This is a genomic window from Rhizobium sp. GR12 (assembly GCF_036596185.1).
GTDB classification, from domain to species: Bacteria; Pseudomonadota; Alphaproteobacteria; order Rhizobiales; family Rhizobiaceae; genus Agrobacterium; species Agrobacterium nepotum.
The window spans coordinates 55,254-70,946 of record NZ_JASXTH010000006.1; the positions used below are offsets into that span (position 1 = coordinate 55,254).

A 15,693-nucleotide genomic window follows, 5' to 3' on the forward strand; every position below is an offset into this window, starting at 1 on the left:
CCTCTCAATAAACCGGGCTGAGCGGAACGATGGCGGAAAAACGCAGCCAGTCCTTCTGCACTTTCGGGGTCCATGCCGCCTCGGCAATGGCCGGCAGTCTTGGGAAAACCAGATGGTTGAAATAGGCGCGATTGAGGAAATGCTCGGACCAGATGCAGGCCTGAACGCCCTTCATCCGCTCCTTCAACTCCTCTGGAAAGTCGCCGACCGCCTCGTAGGCATAAGTGTGGGAAGGCGGAACGGTGCCGGCCCAGCTTGCGCCCGGCTCCTGCCATGCTTCATCCTGCACCATGTCGAGATAATAGGCCTGCCCCGGCGTCATCACCACGTCGTAGCCCTGGCGTGCAAGCTCGAGGCCCACTTCCGGCTTCTGCCACGCCATCAGCAATGTTCCCTTGGGATCGACGCCGCCGCCGTGCGAAACCTCGTCCCAGCCGGCAAGCTGGCGGCCGCGCTCATGCAGCATCGCCTGAATACGTTTCATGAAATAGGACTGAATACCGAAGGTGCCGTCGAGGCCTTCTTTTTCCATCAGCGCCTTGGCAAGCGGCGAGGCAAGCCACGAACCATCCGCCACCTCATCGCCGCCGATATGGATCAGCCGCGAGGGGAAGAGTTCCACCATCTCGTCGAATATCTTGCCAAGGAACTCATAGGTCGGCTCGATAGCCGGATTGAGCGCGTTATTGGGATATCCCTGCACCGAGCGGTAGCTGTCCGGCGCTTCCTGCCCATCCGTCAGCTCCGGATAGGCGACGAGTGCCGCCGTGCTGTGGCCGGGAATATCGACCTCCGGCACGATTTCGATGTTCAATGCCGCCGCATGCGCGACGACCATGCGAACATCATCCTGCGTGTAATAACCGGAAACCGGCTCAGCCCCATTGCCGAGCTGCGGCAGAAGCGGCGCATCCGGCCCGCGTGTCGCGCCGACGGTCGTCAGCAGCGGATAGGCCTTGATTTCAAGCCGCCACGCCTCGTCATCCGTGAGGTGCCAATGGAACCGGTTCATGCGCAGCCATGCAAGAATATCGATCAGCCGCACGACATCATCAGTCGGATAGAATTGCCGCGAGACATCCAGATGGCAACCGCGCCAGCTGTAACGCGGCGCATCGGCGATAGTGCCGGAAACCGGGAAACGGAATTTGGTATCAGTGCGCGCGCCGTGCAGCAATTGCGCCAGAACTGTCAGGCCATATTGCAGACCGGCAGCAGCCGAATATTCCACGACAACGGCTTCATCGGAGAAAGACAGGCGATAACCCTCCGCTTCCAGACCGCTATGGCGTTTGAAACGGAGCGGTTTTCCCTCGTGAACCGGCGCGAGGCTGAACGGCACATGGCCAACGGCAAAAAGCCTGCGGAACAGCGAAAGCACGGTTTCCACCGCAAGCACTTCCTCAGCCTCGGCGTCTTCCGCCGGGAAAAGCGCAACGGGAAAGGCCTCGCCAGGTTCGGCATCGATTTCGGCTGGCCAGGGCTGGATGGAGAAGGGCAGATCGAGCTTTCCTTCGGGAAGCAGCGCCGGCGCCGGCTCGCTATGACGTCCGTCGAGCATCAGATCACCGACATCTACGGCGCAATGCGTGCCGTCGGCAAGGCTGATATAGGCGGATTTCGCGCCATCCGTGCGATGGCGGGCGGGCCTGAGCAGGCCATCGACGGTGAAACGCCACGATTTGCCAGCCGCAAGCACAAAGCCGGGCGGCGGCGCAAATTCATGGAAATTGGCGTTGCGGCGCAGATAGACGGCGTTACCGCAAACGGGTTTATCGACGGTTCGTGTGAGCGACGTATAGACGATCCGGAAATCCTTCAGCGGCTCACGGGAAAGATTGAACAGGGTGAAGGTGAAGCCGCCAGAGGCGGAATCTTCGAGTGGATGCCATGAATTTTCGAGACGATAGTGTGCGAGTGTCATGATGCTCCCCTTGTATTGTGCATTGAACCCTCTGGGGGGCTCCAGTCAGTAATGTTCGGATTGCGAGAAAGTCCGGGCAAGCGGCGCCTGCCCCGCCATCAGCCCGCAATCGACGGGCAGGCAAACGCCACTGATGGCGGCGGCCTGCGGACCGGCCAGAAAGGCCACGGCGTTGGCCACATCCTCAGGCCTCACGATGCGCTGTAACGGATACCAGTGCTTCGCTTCCTCGAAGACTTGAGGGTTGACGGCTGCCCGCGCCTCCCAGGCCTGCGTGCGCACGGTGCCCGGCGCAACGGCATTGGAGCGGATGCCGAATTTTCCGTATTCGACAGCGATCAGCTTCGTCAGATGGATCAGCCCGGCCTTCGCCGCGCTATAGGCGGGGTGGCCGAACACCGCCATGCCGTTGACGGAAGCGATATTGATGACAGATCCCTCAGTCCGCTTCAGCGCATCTTCGAAAGCCCTGAAGCAGAGAAACGGCGCTTCCAGATTGAGGGCGTTGTCCTTGCGCCAAATTTCAGCGGTGGTGTCGTGCAGGCTAACAGCCCTTGCAGCACCTGCATTGTTGACGAGGGTCGCGACATCACCCAGCTCCGCGACCTCCAGGGCCAGCCTCGCAAGGTCCTGCGGATCGGTGACATCGCAGGTTTTCGAAACGAAGGCGGAACCGGAAAGCAGGGAAAGCGCTGTGGAAAGGGCGTCAGGATCGATATCGACCAGCACCACCTTTGCATGGCTTTCAGAAAGCGCTGCGGCAATTGCCCGGCCTATGTCACCTGCCGCCCCCGTTACGACGGCGACCCGGTCTTTCCTGTCCTGCATGTCATGTCACTCCTTCGAAACGTTCCAGAGCGGATTTCAGGCAAACCGCTCACATTTTTCATCATCACGCCTTCAGTCACCCAGCAATTGCCGGTCATCCGGATCGCGATGTTCCACGAGTTGCTGCTTGATGTGACGCAACGTCACCATCGACCGTTGCCTGTGGTGATAGGCAGCAAGCGTCGCCAGAACATCGACGGCGGCCAGATAGGCGTAACGCGATGAGGTCGGGCGGAAGATGTTGTTTCCTTCAGGCACGTTGACGGCCACCACCATGTCGGCAGCCATGGCGACGGGCGTGTCGCTCTGGGTCAGCGCAATGGTGGTAACTCCCATTTCCCGCGCCAGTCTGAAGCATTTCACCAGCTCCATGTTGCGGCCGGAAAAGGAGGAACCGATGATGACGTCCTCCTTCCGCGCGGCAGCCGTCATCATCAGTTGCATGCTGTGGTCGGCGCTGGTCGAAACGCGTAAGCCCAGGCGAAACAGCCGGTTCTGGATTTCCGTCGCGATCATCGAGGAATTACCACCCGCACCAAAGGCATAGATCATGCCGCTATTGGCGATTTTGATCGCCGCGTCGTCGGCAAGGGCGGGATCGAGCGTCTTGTGCAGCAGAAAAAGTGCCTCCTGCGCCTTGGCAAGCACCTCCTCGGCGACATCGGAAGGGCCGGTGCTGGTGGGTTCCGAGGTTAGATAGCGAATGCCGACATAAGCGGTCTTGGCAAGGCTGACCTTGAAATCCGAGAAGCTCTGGCAACCGAGACGCCGACAGAACCGCGTCACTGTCGGCGGGGAAACCTCGGCACGGGCGGCAAGCTCGATGATCGAGGCATTGACAGCGAATTCGAAGTCCGAAATCAGGACATCGGCGATCCGCCGCTCCGATTGCGAGAACTGTCCCTTGTCATCTTGAATCTTTGCAAAAATATCCATGCTCACCGGTCTCCGTTCCGCCAAAAATCAGGCCTTGGCCCCGTTTCCGATGCATCCTAATCCGAGACGTCCGTCAACCGTCCATACCCATGAATCGACCATGTTTCGTCCTGTTGACGACACGCCGGACATCCTCGATCTGAAAATTATTTTCTCTGTTGATTGGAAGATGAGCATATGCCAACAATATTCGCCAGAGAAATATCCAGTTTCTGAAAAGAATTTCAACAACGGACCAAAATCATGCGCGATCCATTCAAAAACCCCTTTCCCGAAACAGACGTCGCCCGCCACTCCATCTGGGAGATGCTGGTGACGCGGGATATCGACGCTTTCCTCACCGCCGACTGGTCGAAGGTGGCGGAAGATTTCGTCGAGGACGGCTTTCTCGGCATCAACGCCAACCGGGATGCGAACCCGGACAACTGGCGTCTGTCCTTCCCCTCGCTTGTCGCCTATCGCGACGAGTGGCTGCGACAGGCGCAGGATTTCCAGACCCAGCAATTCGCCGAAGACCCGCGCGACGCCATCTTCACGACTACCACGCTGGAAGAAATCGAAGTGGAAGGTGAGACCGCGCTCGTCCGCAAGAAGTTCGACGGCGGGCTTCGCAAGGCCGATGGCAGCTTCGACGTGATGAAATGGCAGACGCTCTATTATTGCCGGCTGCATCAGGGCCGCTGGAAAATCAGCGGTTTCACCGGCTACATGCCGAACCCCATGCCTTGATCCAACGCCTCTGCGAGAGATATTCGAGCGCCGGGCCGAAAGCCCGGCGTCATTTTTTTGTCGGGAGAAGGCGGAGGAAACCCGCCGAAGACGGATCGCGTCGGGAAAAACCGGGCATGAGGAGACAGATTTCATAGCCCGGTTCCTGCCCTTTATTGTATCAGCTTGAGGACTGAAAGGTCGACGCGCCGCTCCAGAGCGATGCCGCTTTCATCGAACAGGTGGCAATCCGACGCCTTGATGCCGGTGACGATGGGCTCGTCGATAACGACAGGCGCAGAACCGGAAAGAAGCGCGCAATAATTCTCGCCCGTCGGGGCAACACCGTAAGCGATGGTATTGATCCCAAGCCGCTCGATGACGCTGGGCGCAACCTTGATATTGAGGTCGGCTGTTTCCAGACCGGTATGTTCCGGGCGAATGCCGAGCGTCAGCTGCGCGCCTTCGAGACCGGGGCGAGGTTCCACCACCGGCACGGTAATCGTCTGTCCCTCATATTCCACGGTCACACCATCGGCGTTGGCGGCTTTGCAGGTGACCTTCAGGAAGTTCATTTTCGGATTGCCGATGAAACCGGCGACGAACAGGTTCGCCGGCTTATGATAAAGCTCGAGCGGCGCGCCGACCTGGGCGATTTCGCCGGCATTCAGCACGACGATACGGTCGGCCATGGTCATGGCCTCCACCTGATCGTGCGTCACATAGATCATCGTCGCCTGTAGCGTCCGGTGAAGATTGGTGAGTTCGATTCGCATGTCGGCGCGAAGTGCTGCGTCGAGGTTGGAAAGCGGTTCGTCGAACAGGAATATCTTCGGCTCGCGAACGATGGCGCGGCCTATCGCCACGCGCTGGCGCTGGCCGCCGGACAAATTGCCGGGACGCTGCTGCAGGCGTTGGTCGAGCTGCAGGATCTTGGCGACCGCATCGACCTTTTCCTTGATCTTGCCCTCCTCCATCTTTTCGACACGGAGAGGAAAAGCGATGTTTTCGAACACCGTCATATGCGGATAGAGCGCGTAGGACTGGAAAACCATCGCGATGCCGCGTCTTACCGGCGGCAATTCATTGACCTTGACGCCGTTGATGACGATATCGCCAGCGGAAATATCCTCAAGGCCGGCGATCATGCGCAGCAATGTGGATTTGCCACATCCCGAGGGGCCGACAAAAACGACGAACTCGCCATCCCTGATGTCGAGCTGGACGCCCTTGATGACTTCGAAATGTCCATAGTTCTTGCGGACGTTGTTGAGATAAAGCTGACCCAAAACTTGCCTCTCCCGTCACCAGCCGACATCAGGCTGCGTTCAGAGAGGTTCCGCAACACGGGGAAAAATCGTGTCGGATCGGAACCGTTGATAAAGCACGAGAGGATGCGTCCGTAATGAAGGCAAACGTTCTCGCGGTGAAATATGCCGGTTGCGGACGACATGCGCCCGCAACCGCATCGATGTGGATTACTTATACTGCTCGAGAGCGCCGGAAGCCTTTTTCGCGGCATCCTCCGGCGTAGCCTTGCCGGTAACGACGGACTGCACCATCTCGATCATCACGTCCTGGAATCCCTTGTAGTCGGTGAAGAGCGGCTCGGGACCGCCATAGGCGATACCGTCGATCAGCGGCTTCCAGAAGGGGTCCTTGGCGATGAATTCATCGACCTTCGGCGACGGACGAAGCGGGGTGAGGCCAGCGCCGCCCTGCAGTTCGTATTCGCCCTGCGGGCCGGGCGAGGTGATGAACTTGGCGAATTCGGTCGCCTTTTCTTCGACGCCGGTTCCCTTGAAGATCGCAAGGCTGTCGGTGATGAGCAGCGTGCCGGAACCCTTGGCTTCAGGGCCGAGCGGCAGGGTTGCGATACCCCAGTTGATCTTGGTTTCCTGCAGGCGGGTTGCGGCACCAGAGCCAGCCTGGATCATGCCGACCTTGCCATCGAGGAAGATGGCGCGGATCTCGTTCTGCTCATAGGCAGTCGGGCCTTCGACGGAATAAGGCGTGATGTCCTTGTAGGCCGTGAGGGCTGCAACAACCTGCGGACTGTCGACAGTGATCTTGTCGCCATCGATCACCTTGCCGTTATTGGTATAAACCCAGTGCATGAACTGGTGCATGGTGTTGTCGAACGTCTTGGCGGGCAGGCCGTAACCGGCGATGCCGGTCTTCTCCTTGATCTGCTTGGCGAAGGCGATTTCTTCAGCCCAGGTCTTCGGCGGTGTTTCCGGGTCGAGACCGGCCTGCTTGAAGAGGTCCTTGTTCCAGTAGAGCGCCTTGGTCGAGAAAGCGACCGGCACGCCCCACTGCGTGTCCTCGAAGGTCACCGTGTCGACGATATTAGGGTAATAGGTCTTCTTTTCGTCTTCGGTCATCGGCACCGGAACGATGAGGTCGTTCTGCGCGAACTGCTTCAGCGTGCGCGAACCGACATAGGCCATGGCGACCGGGGTGCCGGCGGCAGCGAGCGTGGTTGCCTTGTCCTGGCACTGAGCCCAGCCGACGACTTCCGGAACGACCTTGTATCCGGCATTCTTGCCTTCCCATTCCTTGATGTATTTTTCATGGATGGGGTCCATCTTGTCGCCGCAATAGATCCAGCTGATCTCCTTGTCGGCGGCATGCGCCGTCACCGTGCCAAGGGCAGTGGAACCGGCAAATGCGAAAGCGCAAAGCGCCAATCCGTAATGTTTCAGTGCCATAATTAGTCTCCCGTTTTCTGGTGGTCGTTCCTATTGTTGATTATTTCACCGCGCCGGCGGTAAGCCCGCTGACGAGATAGCGTTGCATGAAGAAGATGACGACCATTGCCGGCGCGATGCCGATAAAGCTGGCCGCCATCAACTCATTCCAAACGACTTCCTGACGACCGAAATAGGCGAACAGGCCGATGGGCAGCGGCATATATTCGGTCTTGGAATTGAAGGTGAGCGCGAAGATGAACTGCTGGGCATAGGCGCCGATGAAGGTGGTGATGGAGACGACAGCGATGCCAGGCATCGCAAGCGGCAGGATCACCCGGCGGAAGGTATAGAAATAGCTTGCGCCATCCACATAGGCCGCCTCTTCGAGTTCGCGCGGAATACGCAGCATGTAGGTCCGCAAAAGCCAGATGGCGGTGGGGATCAAGAAGGCGGCACCGGGAATGATCATCGCCAGGTAGGTGTTCAGCACGCCCATATTGCGCATCAGCCGGTAAAGCGGGATCAGAAGCACCGCGCCGGAAAACATGTTGATCGCCAGAAACGCGCCGAGCAATTGTCCGCGCCCGCGAAACTGGAAGCGGGCGAAAGCATAGGACGCCGGCACCACCAGAAGGAGAACGATGATCGTGGAGATCGTCGAAATGAAGAAGGAATTGAAGACGTAGCGGGCAAAACCCGGAACGCTGATCCACATGGTCCGGTAGGCCTCAAAGGACCCGTTTTGCGGCCAGAACTTATAGGGCGAGGAGAAAAGCAGGCTCAGCGGTTTCAGCGAAACCAGAAATCCCTCCACGAAGGGCGCCAAGACGAAGGTCAGGAACACGGCGATGCCGCAATAGATCCCGACCATTTCATACCATCTGTATCGGTTGATCATCGCATTCTTGTCGGTCATCGGCTGGCCTCCTGCGAGATACGGCTGGTGATGCGGAAGTAGAAATAGGTGAAGATCGACAGGAAGATGCAGATCAGCACGGCGCGCGCCGCGCCTTCACCGTATTTATAAGAGCCGATCGCCGTTTTGTACGTGTCGATGATCATTGTCGTCGTCTGGCCGGTCGGACCGCCCTGCGTCAGGATCCAGATGATGTCGAAGGAATTGAAGGTCGAAATCAACGAGATCATCGACATGGTGATCATGGCGGGCAACATCAGCGGCAGCGTGATGCGGCGGAAGCGGTAGGTACGGCTGGCTCCGTCCGTCCATGCCGCCTCATAGAGATCCTGCGGAATAGCCTGGATCGCAGCCAGCAGATAGAGGGTCACCATCGGCACGCCGATCCAGACGTCGGTTATAATCGTCGCCCAGAACGCGGTGTTGCCGTAAGCAAGGAAGGCAACCGGGCCATTCACCAGGCCGAGGTTCTGCAGAACACCGGAAATCATGCCAAACTGGCCGTTATACATCCAGCCCCACATGAAGATGCCGATAGCCATCGGCACAATCCACGGCGGCATCGTCAGGATGCGAAACAACGCCCGGCCGGGTACGGCCGAGTTCAGCAGCACTGCACCAAATGTGCCGATAATCATCTTTATCGAGACGGAAAAGAACGTCCAGACAAAGGTCCGCGTGATGACATCGGCAAAAGTCGCGTTGAAGATTTTCTCATAATTGAAGAAACCCACCCAGTTCGTCGTTTTCCTGAGCGACGCATCGGTAAAGGACAGGACGAAGGTATCCACAAGCGGATAAGCAACGATAACCGTGATGTATAAAAGCGCCGGCAGAAGAAGAAGCCAGGCGAAGACGACCGCGCTGCGTTTCGCATCCATCGCCGCGCCCCTTAAGCCGATTTCATAGCGGGAGATTTCGGCTGCCCGTGAAGCGCCAGATCGTACTCCTCCCACACAGGCTTGAGATCGACCACCTTGCGGCCATGGCGCGCCTCGTCCATGGCAAGCGCCAGAATTCCGGCCTCGATCGCATCGAGCGCGGAAACCGGCAGGGGCGTACCCTCTACGACATGAGCGATCACGTCCGCGGCCATCTGCTCGTCGGCGCCGTAATGCTGCGAGAGCGTGGTTGCCGCCGAATAGGTCTTGGCGACGGTCTTTTCGTTGGTCCGGGCATTGTGCACGTTCAGGAAGCCGCGCACGAAATCGCCCTCGGCCATGCCTTTGGCCCCGATCACACAGAAACGGCGGAAATCGTCGGGAACGTTTAGATTGGTATGGAAGGCAAGCGAAGCGCCGTTCTCATATTCGACGATCGCCGTCTGGTAGTCGATGATGTCGCCGTCGCTGTCGAATACCTTTTCGGAGCCCATCCAGCCGCTCGGCTTGCGATGGTAAACCTCCATGTCGTTGATGCCGTCATTTTGCGGGGCGTTCGCAGGCGTAAAGCTCTTGCGCCCGCCGAAACTCGATACGAAACGCGGCCGCGCACCGACCACGCCATTATAGAGATCGAGATCGTGGCAGCATTTTTCCAGCATGAAGGAGCCGGAATAATTCTCGTAACGCCGCCAGTCGCGCATGAAGAACGCGCCGTGATAGGGCGGGATATGTTCCGAAGCCTCGATGGAAACGACATCGCCGAGCTTGCCTTCGGCCTGCGCGGCGCGCAGATCGCGGTAAAGCGGCGAATAACGCAGGACGAGACCGACCAGCAGCCGCTCATGGCCGTGCTTGTTGAGCAGCCGGGCAAGTTCAAGGCTTTCCTCGATGCTGACGACGATGGGTTTCTCGGAAAAGATGGTACAACCGGCTTCAAGCCCGATGCGGATATGCTCCAGATGCATATGGTTCGGCGAGCCGATCATCAAAAGATCAAATGTCTCACCGGCGATCAGCGCTTCGGGGCTGTCATAGGCCTTGCCGGCCGAAATGCCTTTTTCCTCAAGCCCCGGCAGACCAGCCGGGGCGGGATCGACATAACCGACGATCTCGAAATCCTTGTCGATCTCGTGAAAAACGTAGCCCAGATAACCGAGACGGAATCCGAGTCCGATAATTCCCACCTTCATGAACTTTGTTCCCTGTTCATTCGTAAATAATTTTCGCAGAAGCAACCATTTCTGTGTTGGTCGTTCGATATCTGCGATAATTTCCCGTCACGATGAAATTAATTTTCATGACGGTCAAGTTAAATTCGATCCCGCAAATCCTCTGGAGAATCGGAGATCAATTTTTCCATGGAGGCGGACGCAAAACAGCGCGTCGCCGACCAGCGATACAAAAACAATACCAAAAAAATGCCAATCGTCTATAGCAATTACCATTGGCGGAAATTTTTTTTGGTTAATGCGAAAATTTCAAGCACATAGCCGCATTATTACGCAAACAATCGAAAAATTCACCGAATAATCCTACAATTTCGCCAATGGTTCTATTTTGGTATTGCCGATTGTGACGCGTATGATATAGCCGAAATTCGCCACATCGATTGTGACAGAGGTTATGGATGAACGGGGCAGCGCTTAATCTGAACGACCTGCAATCGGGAGGCGGCGGCCCGCTTTACCTGAAACTGCGTCAGACGATTGAGGACGCCATCAATGGCGGCCGCCTGAAGCATGGCGATGCCCTGCCGCCGGAGCGTGACATTGCCGAAAGCGCCTGCGTCAGCCGTGTCACGGTGCGCAAGGCTGTGGACGATCTGGTCCGCGACGGCCTTCTGGTCCGCAGGCATGGTTCGGGCACCTTCGTCGTCAAACCCATCACCCGCATGCAGCAACCTTTGACCAAGCTCACCTCGTTTACGGAGGACATGCGCCGCCGGGGAATGGCCGCGAGCACACGCTGGCTGGACAGGGGATTGTTTTATCCAACCGGTGACGAGATGATGGCTCTCGGCCTTTCCCAATCCGCCATGGTTGCCCGGTTGACGCGACTGCGCCTTGCCAACGACCAGCCGATCGCGCTCGAAGTGACGAGCCTGCCGGGAGATATTCTGCCGGACCCTGAACTGGTGGAAAACTCGCTTTATCAGGAACTTGAGAAAAACGGCATTCGCCCCGTCCGCGCCATCCAGCGCATCTCCGCCCGCAACCTGACGGACGAGGAGACCCTGCTGCTTGGGGTTCCGCCGGGCTCTGCGGCGCTTTCCGTCCAGCGCATGGCGTATCTGGAAAGCGGGCGTCTCATGGAAATATCGCGCGCGCTTTATCGCAGCGACGCCTACGATCTCGTCGCCGAACTGACGATCGCCTCCGAGTGAACCATATCGACCAAGGACATAAAACGATGACAACCCTGATGCGCCAGGAAATCAACGAGATTCCCGATGCCGTCGCCCGCCTGCTGGACAATACCAATGCCGTCTTCCGCGAAGCCGGAGACAGGCTGAAGGCCCGCGATCCCGCCGTTATCGTCACCATTGCACGCGGATCGTCCGATCACGCTGCGCATTTCCTGAAATATGCGATCGAATTGCAGACCGGACTTCCGGTCGCCTCGCTCGGCCCCTCGCTCGCCTCGATCTACCAGACGAAGCTTCGGCTGGAACGGGCAGCGGCTTTCGCCGTATCGCAATCGGGCAAAAGCCCTGATATCGTCGCTCTGGCGGAAAGCGCCCGCAAGGGCGGCGCGCTCACCTTCTCCCTCGTCAACACCCTTCCTTCCCCTCTCGGCGAGGCGGCCAATCACGCGATCGACATTCAGGCGGGGCCGGAAAAAGCGGTTGCTGCGACCAAATCCTTCGTCAATTCCATTGTCGCCGGCCTCGCTATCCTCGCGGAGTGGACGGAAGACAATCTGCTCGCCAAAGCCGTCAGCGCCCTGCCACAGAATTTCGCCAGGGCGATCGCGCTCGACTGGAGCCATATTGCCGAGGCGGTCAAGGGCGAAGATTCGCTTTACATGCTGGGCCGTGGTCCTGCCCTTGCCATTGCCGCGGAGGCCGCGTTGAAGTGCAAGGAAACTTGCGAACTGCACGCGGAAGCCTATTCATCGGCGGAAGTGATGCACGGCCCGGTCTCGCTGGTTGCCCCGAAATTTCCCATCATCGCCTTTGCCGCACGCGACCGCGCCGAGACCTCGGTGACGGATATTGCCGCAAGCCTTGCTCACAAAGGCGCAAATGTTTTCGTCACATCCGCCAAAGGCAGCCCGGCCAAGCCCCTGCCCTTCATGGAAACCAATCACCCGCTGACCGACGCATTGTTGCTGATCGCACCGTTTTACGGCTTCATCGAGCAATTGTCGCGCGCAAGGGGCTTCAACCCGGATGCGCCCGTGGCATTGAAGAAGGTGACTGAAACCCAATGAGCGGCATCAAGGCATTCATCGGCGCACGTATTTTCGACGGCGCCGCGTGGCACGATGGCAAGGTACTTCTGACCCAAGACGGGCATGTTGCCGCTATCTCGGACGGCGTGCCCGCCGAAGCCGAGGCGATCGATGCGGACGGGCTGTTGATCGCGCCGGGCTTCATCGACCTTCAGGTCAATGGTGGCGGCGGGGTCATGTTCAACAACCAGCCAGATGTGACAGGCATCGCCCGCATCTGCTCCGCCCACGCCCAGTTTGGCACGACAGGACTGATGGTTACGCTCATCACCGACCGTCCGGACGTAACGTCCAAAGCGGCGCAGGCAGGCATTGCCGCCCTCAAGGCGCACGTGCCCGGCTTCCTCGGCCTGCATTTCGAGGGGCCGCATCTTTCCGTCCCGCGCAAGGGCACGCATGATCCGGCGCTTATCCGCAAGATGGAGACGGCCGATCTTGAAGTCCTGATCGGCTGCAAGGCGAAGCTTCCCTTCGTGATGACGACCATTGCCCCGGAAAACACGACTGTGGAGCAAGTCGCCGCGCTCCGACAAGCCGGCATCGTCGTCAGCCTCGGCCATACCGATGCGGGCCTCGATGTGGCGACAGCCTATGCTGATGCAGGCGCATCCATGGTCACGCATCTCTTCAACGCCATGAGCCCTCTCGGCCACCGCGAACCGGGGCTGGTCGGGGCCGCACTTGCGAACGGCAAGCTGGATTGCGGGCTTATCGCCGATGGTTTCCACGTCGATCCGGCCGCAATCGGCATTGCACTCCGCGCCAAGAATGGCCCGGCCCACATCTTCCTCGTCACCGACGCCATGTCCACCATCGGCACCGATGATGACGGTTTCGAACTGAACGGCCGGCGCGTCTATCGCAATGGCGGGCGGCTGACGCTGGCCGACGGCACGCTGGCGGGAGCCGATATCGACATGCTTTCCTGCATCCGCTTTATGCTTGAGAAGATGGAAATGCCGCTGGAAGAGGCTCTGCGAATGGCATCCGCCTATCCCGCACAGGCAATCGGCGCGTCGGCCAAGGGAAAACTCCTGCCCGGCTTCGATGCCGATTTCGTCATGCTGACACCAGACCTCCAGATGCATTCCACATGGATATCAGGAGAAAAAATCTATAATGCCACACGTTCCGGAGTCTGAACCATGATCGTTTGTTTCGATATTGGCGGAACGACCATCAAGGGCGCGATTGCCCATGCCCCGGACGATATTCGCCCCGTGCCGCGTATACCGACACCGAAGACCAGTTTCGAAGACTTCGCCGCCGGCCTGAAATCCGTCATCGACAATAGCGGCGGCACACCCGACTGCGTGTCGCTGTCGATTGCAGGCGTCATCGATCTCGACACAGGCAAGGCGACGGTCGCCAATATTCCAAGCATTCACCGCAGGGTGTTAAAAGACGATCTGGAAAAAGCCCTGAACCTTCCCGTCATCGTTTCGAACGATGCGGATTGTTTCGTGATCGCCGAATCGGAAATCGGCTCCGGACAGGGGCACCGTGTGGTTTTCGGCGTCATCCTCGGAACGGGTGTCGGCGGCGGACTGGTGATCGACGGCAAGCTCATCAACAGCGACGGTGGTTTTGCCGGCGAATGGGGACATGGGCCGGTGGCCGCGACTTTGGCCGGCAACCCGCCGGTATCGCTGCCGCGTTTCGAATGCGGTTGCGGCCTCACCGGTTGCGTCGATGCTATCGGTAGCGCCCGTGGTATGGAAAAACTGCATCTGCATCTTCACCGGAAGGATATGACCAGTGAGGATATTATTGCCGCCTGGCAGGCCGGCGATGCGGAGGCCGCAAGAACCATTGAAATCCTCATCGATATTCTCGCCTCGCCGCTGGCGATGGTGATCAACGTCACCGGCGCGACGATTGTACCAGTCGGCGGCGGGCTTTCGAATTCGAGGGAACTACTGGCCGCTCTGGACGAGGCGGTCAGAAGCCGCATTCTCAGGCGCTTCGACCGCCCGTTGGTTGTGCCCGCCATTTGCCGGATCGAGCCGGGGCTGATCGGTTCAGCCGTTATCGGGCTGAAATATGCGAAGGAAATCGCCGGCCATTCCTGAACAGCGTCACACCGTCTCGATCTTTTCCCGACGGAAGCCCAACCCCACCAATCTGCCGGTCAGATGGGCAAAAAGCGGAAATCGCATGATCGCCAGCACGAAGGCCGGCGGGCCTTTCGGTTTTTCCGCCGTGTCCGCCTGCTCCTTCTTGCGGCCGATACGCATCATCCGCTGCAAAAACTGCGTGGCCTTGGTGGGGAAGGATCGTCGTTTTTCGATTGCGGCGAGATCGTCATCGGCAACGGCCCGGCCCGACAAAAACACCGGCACCAGCACGTTGGCCGCAGCAACCGCATCCTGAACAGCGAGATTGATGCCGACGCCGCCAACAGGCGACATGGCATGAGCCGCATCGCCGATGCAGATCAGGCCGGGCTTCCAACAGCGCTTCAACCGGTCGATACGAACGGTCAGGAGATGCACATCATCCCAGCTCGTGAGTTCGTCGAGCCTGTCGCGCGGGAAAGGGCAGATTTCCGCAACCCTGTCCCTGAACGCTTCAATTCCCTGAAGTTTTATGTCCGCGAAAAAGCCCTTGCGTACCACATAACCGCATTGCCAGTAGTCGCCTCGGTTGATCATCACGAAACCCTGCCGCGAGCCCGCATGCCCCATGGTTTCCGTCGGATCGCCCGGCTGCCTCGAAAGGCGCAACCACAGCACTTCGGTCGGTATGCCGAAGCGCTGCACTTCGAGCCCCGCCGCCTCGCGGACGATGGAATTGCGTCCATCCGCCCCCACCACCAGATCGGCGGCGATCTCGATTACGCCTTCCGGCGTATTGACGATGAGACCGCCGACACGCCCGTCGCGCTCGATCAGGCCGGTCACCGGCGCATTCATCAGCAGCCGAAAATTCTCATATTGCCCGGCCTTGCCGACGATGAAGTTGAGAAAATCCCATTGCGGCATGAAGGCTATGAAGCGATGTCGGACCGGTAGCCGGGAAAAATCCGCGATCGTAATGCGCTCGCCGCCAATAACCGCATTCAGCTGCGGCGCGCGCGTATGTGGCAGGCTCAGAAACTCCTCGCCGAAACCCAGCTGCTCCATCAGTTCAAGCGTTGAAGGATGGACGGTATCGCCGCGAAAATCGCGCAGGAAATCCCCGTGTTTTTCGACCACGATCACGTCGATGCCGCTGCGGGCAAACAACAGGCCAAGCATCATGCCCGCCGGCCCGCCACCGGCCACGGCGACCGAAGTGCGGATGTGCTGAACGGCCCTGCCGTCATTTTCAGGCATGACTTTCGCTTCTTCCATCGCGGCCCCCTCTCCG

14 protein-coding genes are annotated in these 15,693 nt (G+C 58.8%); 5 read left to right on the forward strand and 9 right to left on the reverse strand.

Annotation, left to right across the window (positions count from 1 at the left end; genetic code table 11):
• Positions 1-4: 4 nt before the first annotated feature.
• The 3 genes from QSK43_RS11905 to QSK43_RS11915 form a co-directional block, all read right to left on the reverse strand.
• Positions 5-1,924, reverse strand: a complete 1,920-nt coding sequence (locus QSK43_RS11905) for a beta-N-acetylhexosaminidase (protein WP_332303617.1) — start codon at positions 1,922-1,924, stop codon at positions 5-7.
• A gap of 45 nt (positions 1,925-1,969) precedes the next feature.
• The gene (locus QSK43_RS11910; RefSeq protein ID WP_332303618.1) at positions 1,970-2,752 is read right to left on the reverse strand and encodes an SDR family oxidoreductase; all 783 of its coding nucleotides are present in this window, start codon (positions 2,750-2,752) and stop codon (positions 1,970-1,972) included.
• A 72-nt stretch (positions 2,753-2,824) separates the two neighbouring features.
• Complete coding sequence (locus tag QSK43_RS11915; RefSeq protein WP_332303619.1) at positions 2,825-3,688, reverse strand: MurR/RpiR family transcriptional regulator; 864 nt, start codon at positions 3,686-3,688, stop codon at positions 2,825-2,827.
• A 243-nt stretch (positions 3,689-3,931) separates the two neighbouring features.
• Between QSK43_RS11915 and QSK43_RS11920 the strand changes: the two genes are divergently transcribed.
• A complete protein-coding gene (locus tag QSK43_RS11920; RefSeq protein WP_045019708.1) occupies positions 3,932-4,417 on the forward strand; it encodes a hypothetical protein in 486 nt (161 codons plus the stop codon).
• A 152-nt stretch (positions 4,418-4,569) separates the two neighbouring features.
• Here QSK43_RS11920 and QSK43_RS11925 read toward each other — a convergent pair whose 3' ends face one another.
• The 5 genes from QSK43_RS11925 to QSK43_RS11945 form a co-directional block, all read right to left on the reverse strand.
• Complete coding sequence (locus QSK43_RS11925) at positions 4,570-5,685, reverse strand: ABC transporter ATP-binding protein (protein WP_332303620.1); 1,116 nt, start codon at positions 5,683-5,685, stop codon at positions 4,570-4,572.
• Between the two features lie 189 nt (positions 5,686-5,874).
• Positions 5,875-7,107 (reverse strand): ABC transporter substrate-binding protein, encoded by a 1,233-nt coding sequence (locus tag QSK43_RS11930; RefSeq protein ID WP_332303621.1) that lies wholly within the window; start codon positions 7,105-7,107, stop codon positions 5,875-5,877.
• Positions 7,108-7,147: 40 nt separating this feature from the next.
• Positions 7,148-8,005: a carbohydrate ABC transporter permease gene (locus QSK43_RS11935; RefSeq protein WP_332303622.1), complete on the reverse strand. Its 858-nt coding sequence runs from the start codon at positions 8,003-8,005 to the stop codon at positions 7,148-7,150.
• Positions 8,002-8,886, reverse strand: coding sequence for a carbohydrate ABC transporter permease (locus tag QSK43_RS11940; protein ID WP_332303623.1), 885 nt, complete (start codon positions 8,884-8,886; stop codon positions 8,002-8,004). The genes QSK43_RS11935 and QSK43_RS11940 overlap by 4 nt, the downstream gene beginning before the upstream one ends.
• Positions 8,887-8,897: 11 nt before the next feature.
• Positions 8,898-10,079, reverse strand: coding sequence for a Gfo/Idh/MocA family protein (locus QSK43_RS11945; protein ID WP_332303624.1), 1,182 nt, complete (start codon positions 10,077-10,079; stop codon positions 8,898-8,900).
• Positions 10,080-10,516: 437 nt separating this feature from the next.
• Here QSK43_RS11945 and QSK43_RS11950 point away from each other — a divergent pair, with 437 nt between their 5' ends.
• From QSK43_RS11950 to QSK43_RS11965, 4 genes are read left to right on the forward strand one after another with little or no spacing between them, the layout of a single operon-like run.
• Positions 10,517-11,272: a GntR family transcriptional regulator gene (locus QSK43_RS11950; protein ID WP_332303625.1), complete on the forward strand. Its 756-nt coding sequence runs from the start codon at positions 10,517-10,519 to the stop codon at positions 11,270-11,272.
• 26 nt (positions 11,273-11,298) lie between these two features.
• Positions 11,299-12,321 (forward strand): SIS domain-containing protein, encoded by a 1,023-nt coding sequence (locus QSK43_RS11955; RefSeq protein WP_332303626.1) that lies wholly within the window; start codon positions 11,299-11,301, stop codon positions 12,319-12,321.
• A complete protein-coding gene (nagA, locus tag QSK43_RS11960; protein WP_332303627.1) occupies positions 12,318-13,484 on the forward strand; it encodes an N-acetylglucosamine-6-phosphate deacetylase in 1,167 nt (388 codons plus the stop codon). The genes QSK43_RS11955 and nagA overlap by 4 nt, the downstream gene beginning before the upstream one ends.
• Positions 13,485-13,487: 3 nt before the next feature.
• On the forward strand, positions 13,488-14,414 hold the full coding sequence (locus QSK43_RS11965; RefSeq protein ID WP_332303628.1) for an ROK family protein: 927 nt from the start codon (positions 13,488-13,490) through the stop codon (positions 14,412-14,414).
• Between the two features lie 6 nt (positions 14,415-14,420).
• Here the strand turns inward: QSK43_RS11965 and QSK43_RS11970 are convergent, their stop codons facing one another.
• Entirely contained in the window at positions 14,421-15,677 is a 1,257-nt protein-coding gene (locus tag QSK43_RS11970; RefSeq protein WP_332303629.1) for an FAD-dependent oxidoreductase, read from the reverse strand.
• Between the last annotated feature and the right edge of the window lie 16 nt (positions 15,678-15,693).

What these genes read in the sequence shown, in the direction of transcription:
- QSK43_RS11905 (WP_332303617.1), bottom strand. Translation starts at nt 1,924, where the DNA reads ATGACACTCGCACACTATCGTCTCGAAAATTCATGGCATCCACTCGAA.
- QSK43_RS11910 (WP_332303618.1), bottom strand. Translation starts at nt 2,752, where the DNA reads ATGCAGGACAGGAAAGACCGGGTCGCCGTCGTAACGGGGGCGGCAGGT.
- QSK43_RS11915 (WP_332303619.1), bottom strand. Translation starts at nt 3,688, where the DNA reads ATGGATATTTTTGCAAAGATTCAAGATGACAAGGGACAGTTCTCGCAA.
- QSK43_RS11920 (WP_045019708.1), top strand. Translation starts at nt 3,932, where the DNA reads ATGCGCGATCCATTCAAAAACCCCTTTCCCGAAACAGACGTCGCCCGC.
- QSK43_RS11930 (WP_332303621.1), bottom strand. Translation starts at nt 7,107, where the DNA reads ATGGCACTGAAACATTACGGATTGGCGCTTTGCGCTTTCGCATTTGCC.
- QSK43_RS11935 (WP_332303622.1), bottom strand. Translation starts at nt 8,005, where the DNA reads ATGACCGACAAGAATGCGATGATCAACCGATACAGATGGTATGAAATG.
- QSK43_RS11940 (WP_332303623.1), bottom strand. Translation starts at nt 8,886, where the DNA reads ATGGATGCGAAACGCAGCGCGGTCGTCTTCGCCTGGCTTCTTCTTCTG.
- QSK43_RS11945 (WP_332303624.1), bottom strand. Translation starts at nt 10,079, where the DNA reads ATGAAGGTGGGAATTATCGGACTCGGATTCCGTCTCGGTTATCTGGGC.
- QSK43_RS11950 (WP_332303625.1), top strand. Translation starts at nt 10,517, where the DNA reads ATGAACGGGGCAGCGCTTAATCTGAACGACCTGCAATCGGGAGGCGGC.
- QSK43_RS11955 (WP_332303626.1), top strand. Translation starts at nt 11,299, where the DNA reads ATGACAACCCTGATGCGCCAGGAAATCAACGAGATTCCCGATGCCGTC.
- nagA (WP_332303627.1), top strand. Translation starts at nt 12,318, where the DNA reads ATGAGCGGCATCAAGGCATTCATCGGCGCACGTATTTTCGACGGCGCC.
- QSK43_RS11965 (WP_332303628.1), top strand. Translation starts at nt 13,488, where the DNA reads ATGATCGTTTGTTTCGATATTGGCGGAACGACCATCAAGGGCGCGATT.
- QSK43_RS11970 (WP_332303629.1), bottom strand. Translation starts at nt 15,677, where the DNA reads ATGGAAGAAGCGAAAGTCATGCCTGAAAATGACGGCAGGGCCGTTCAG.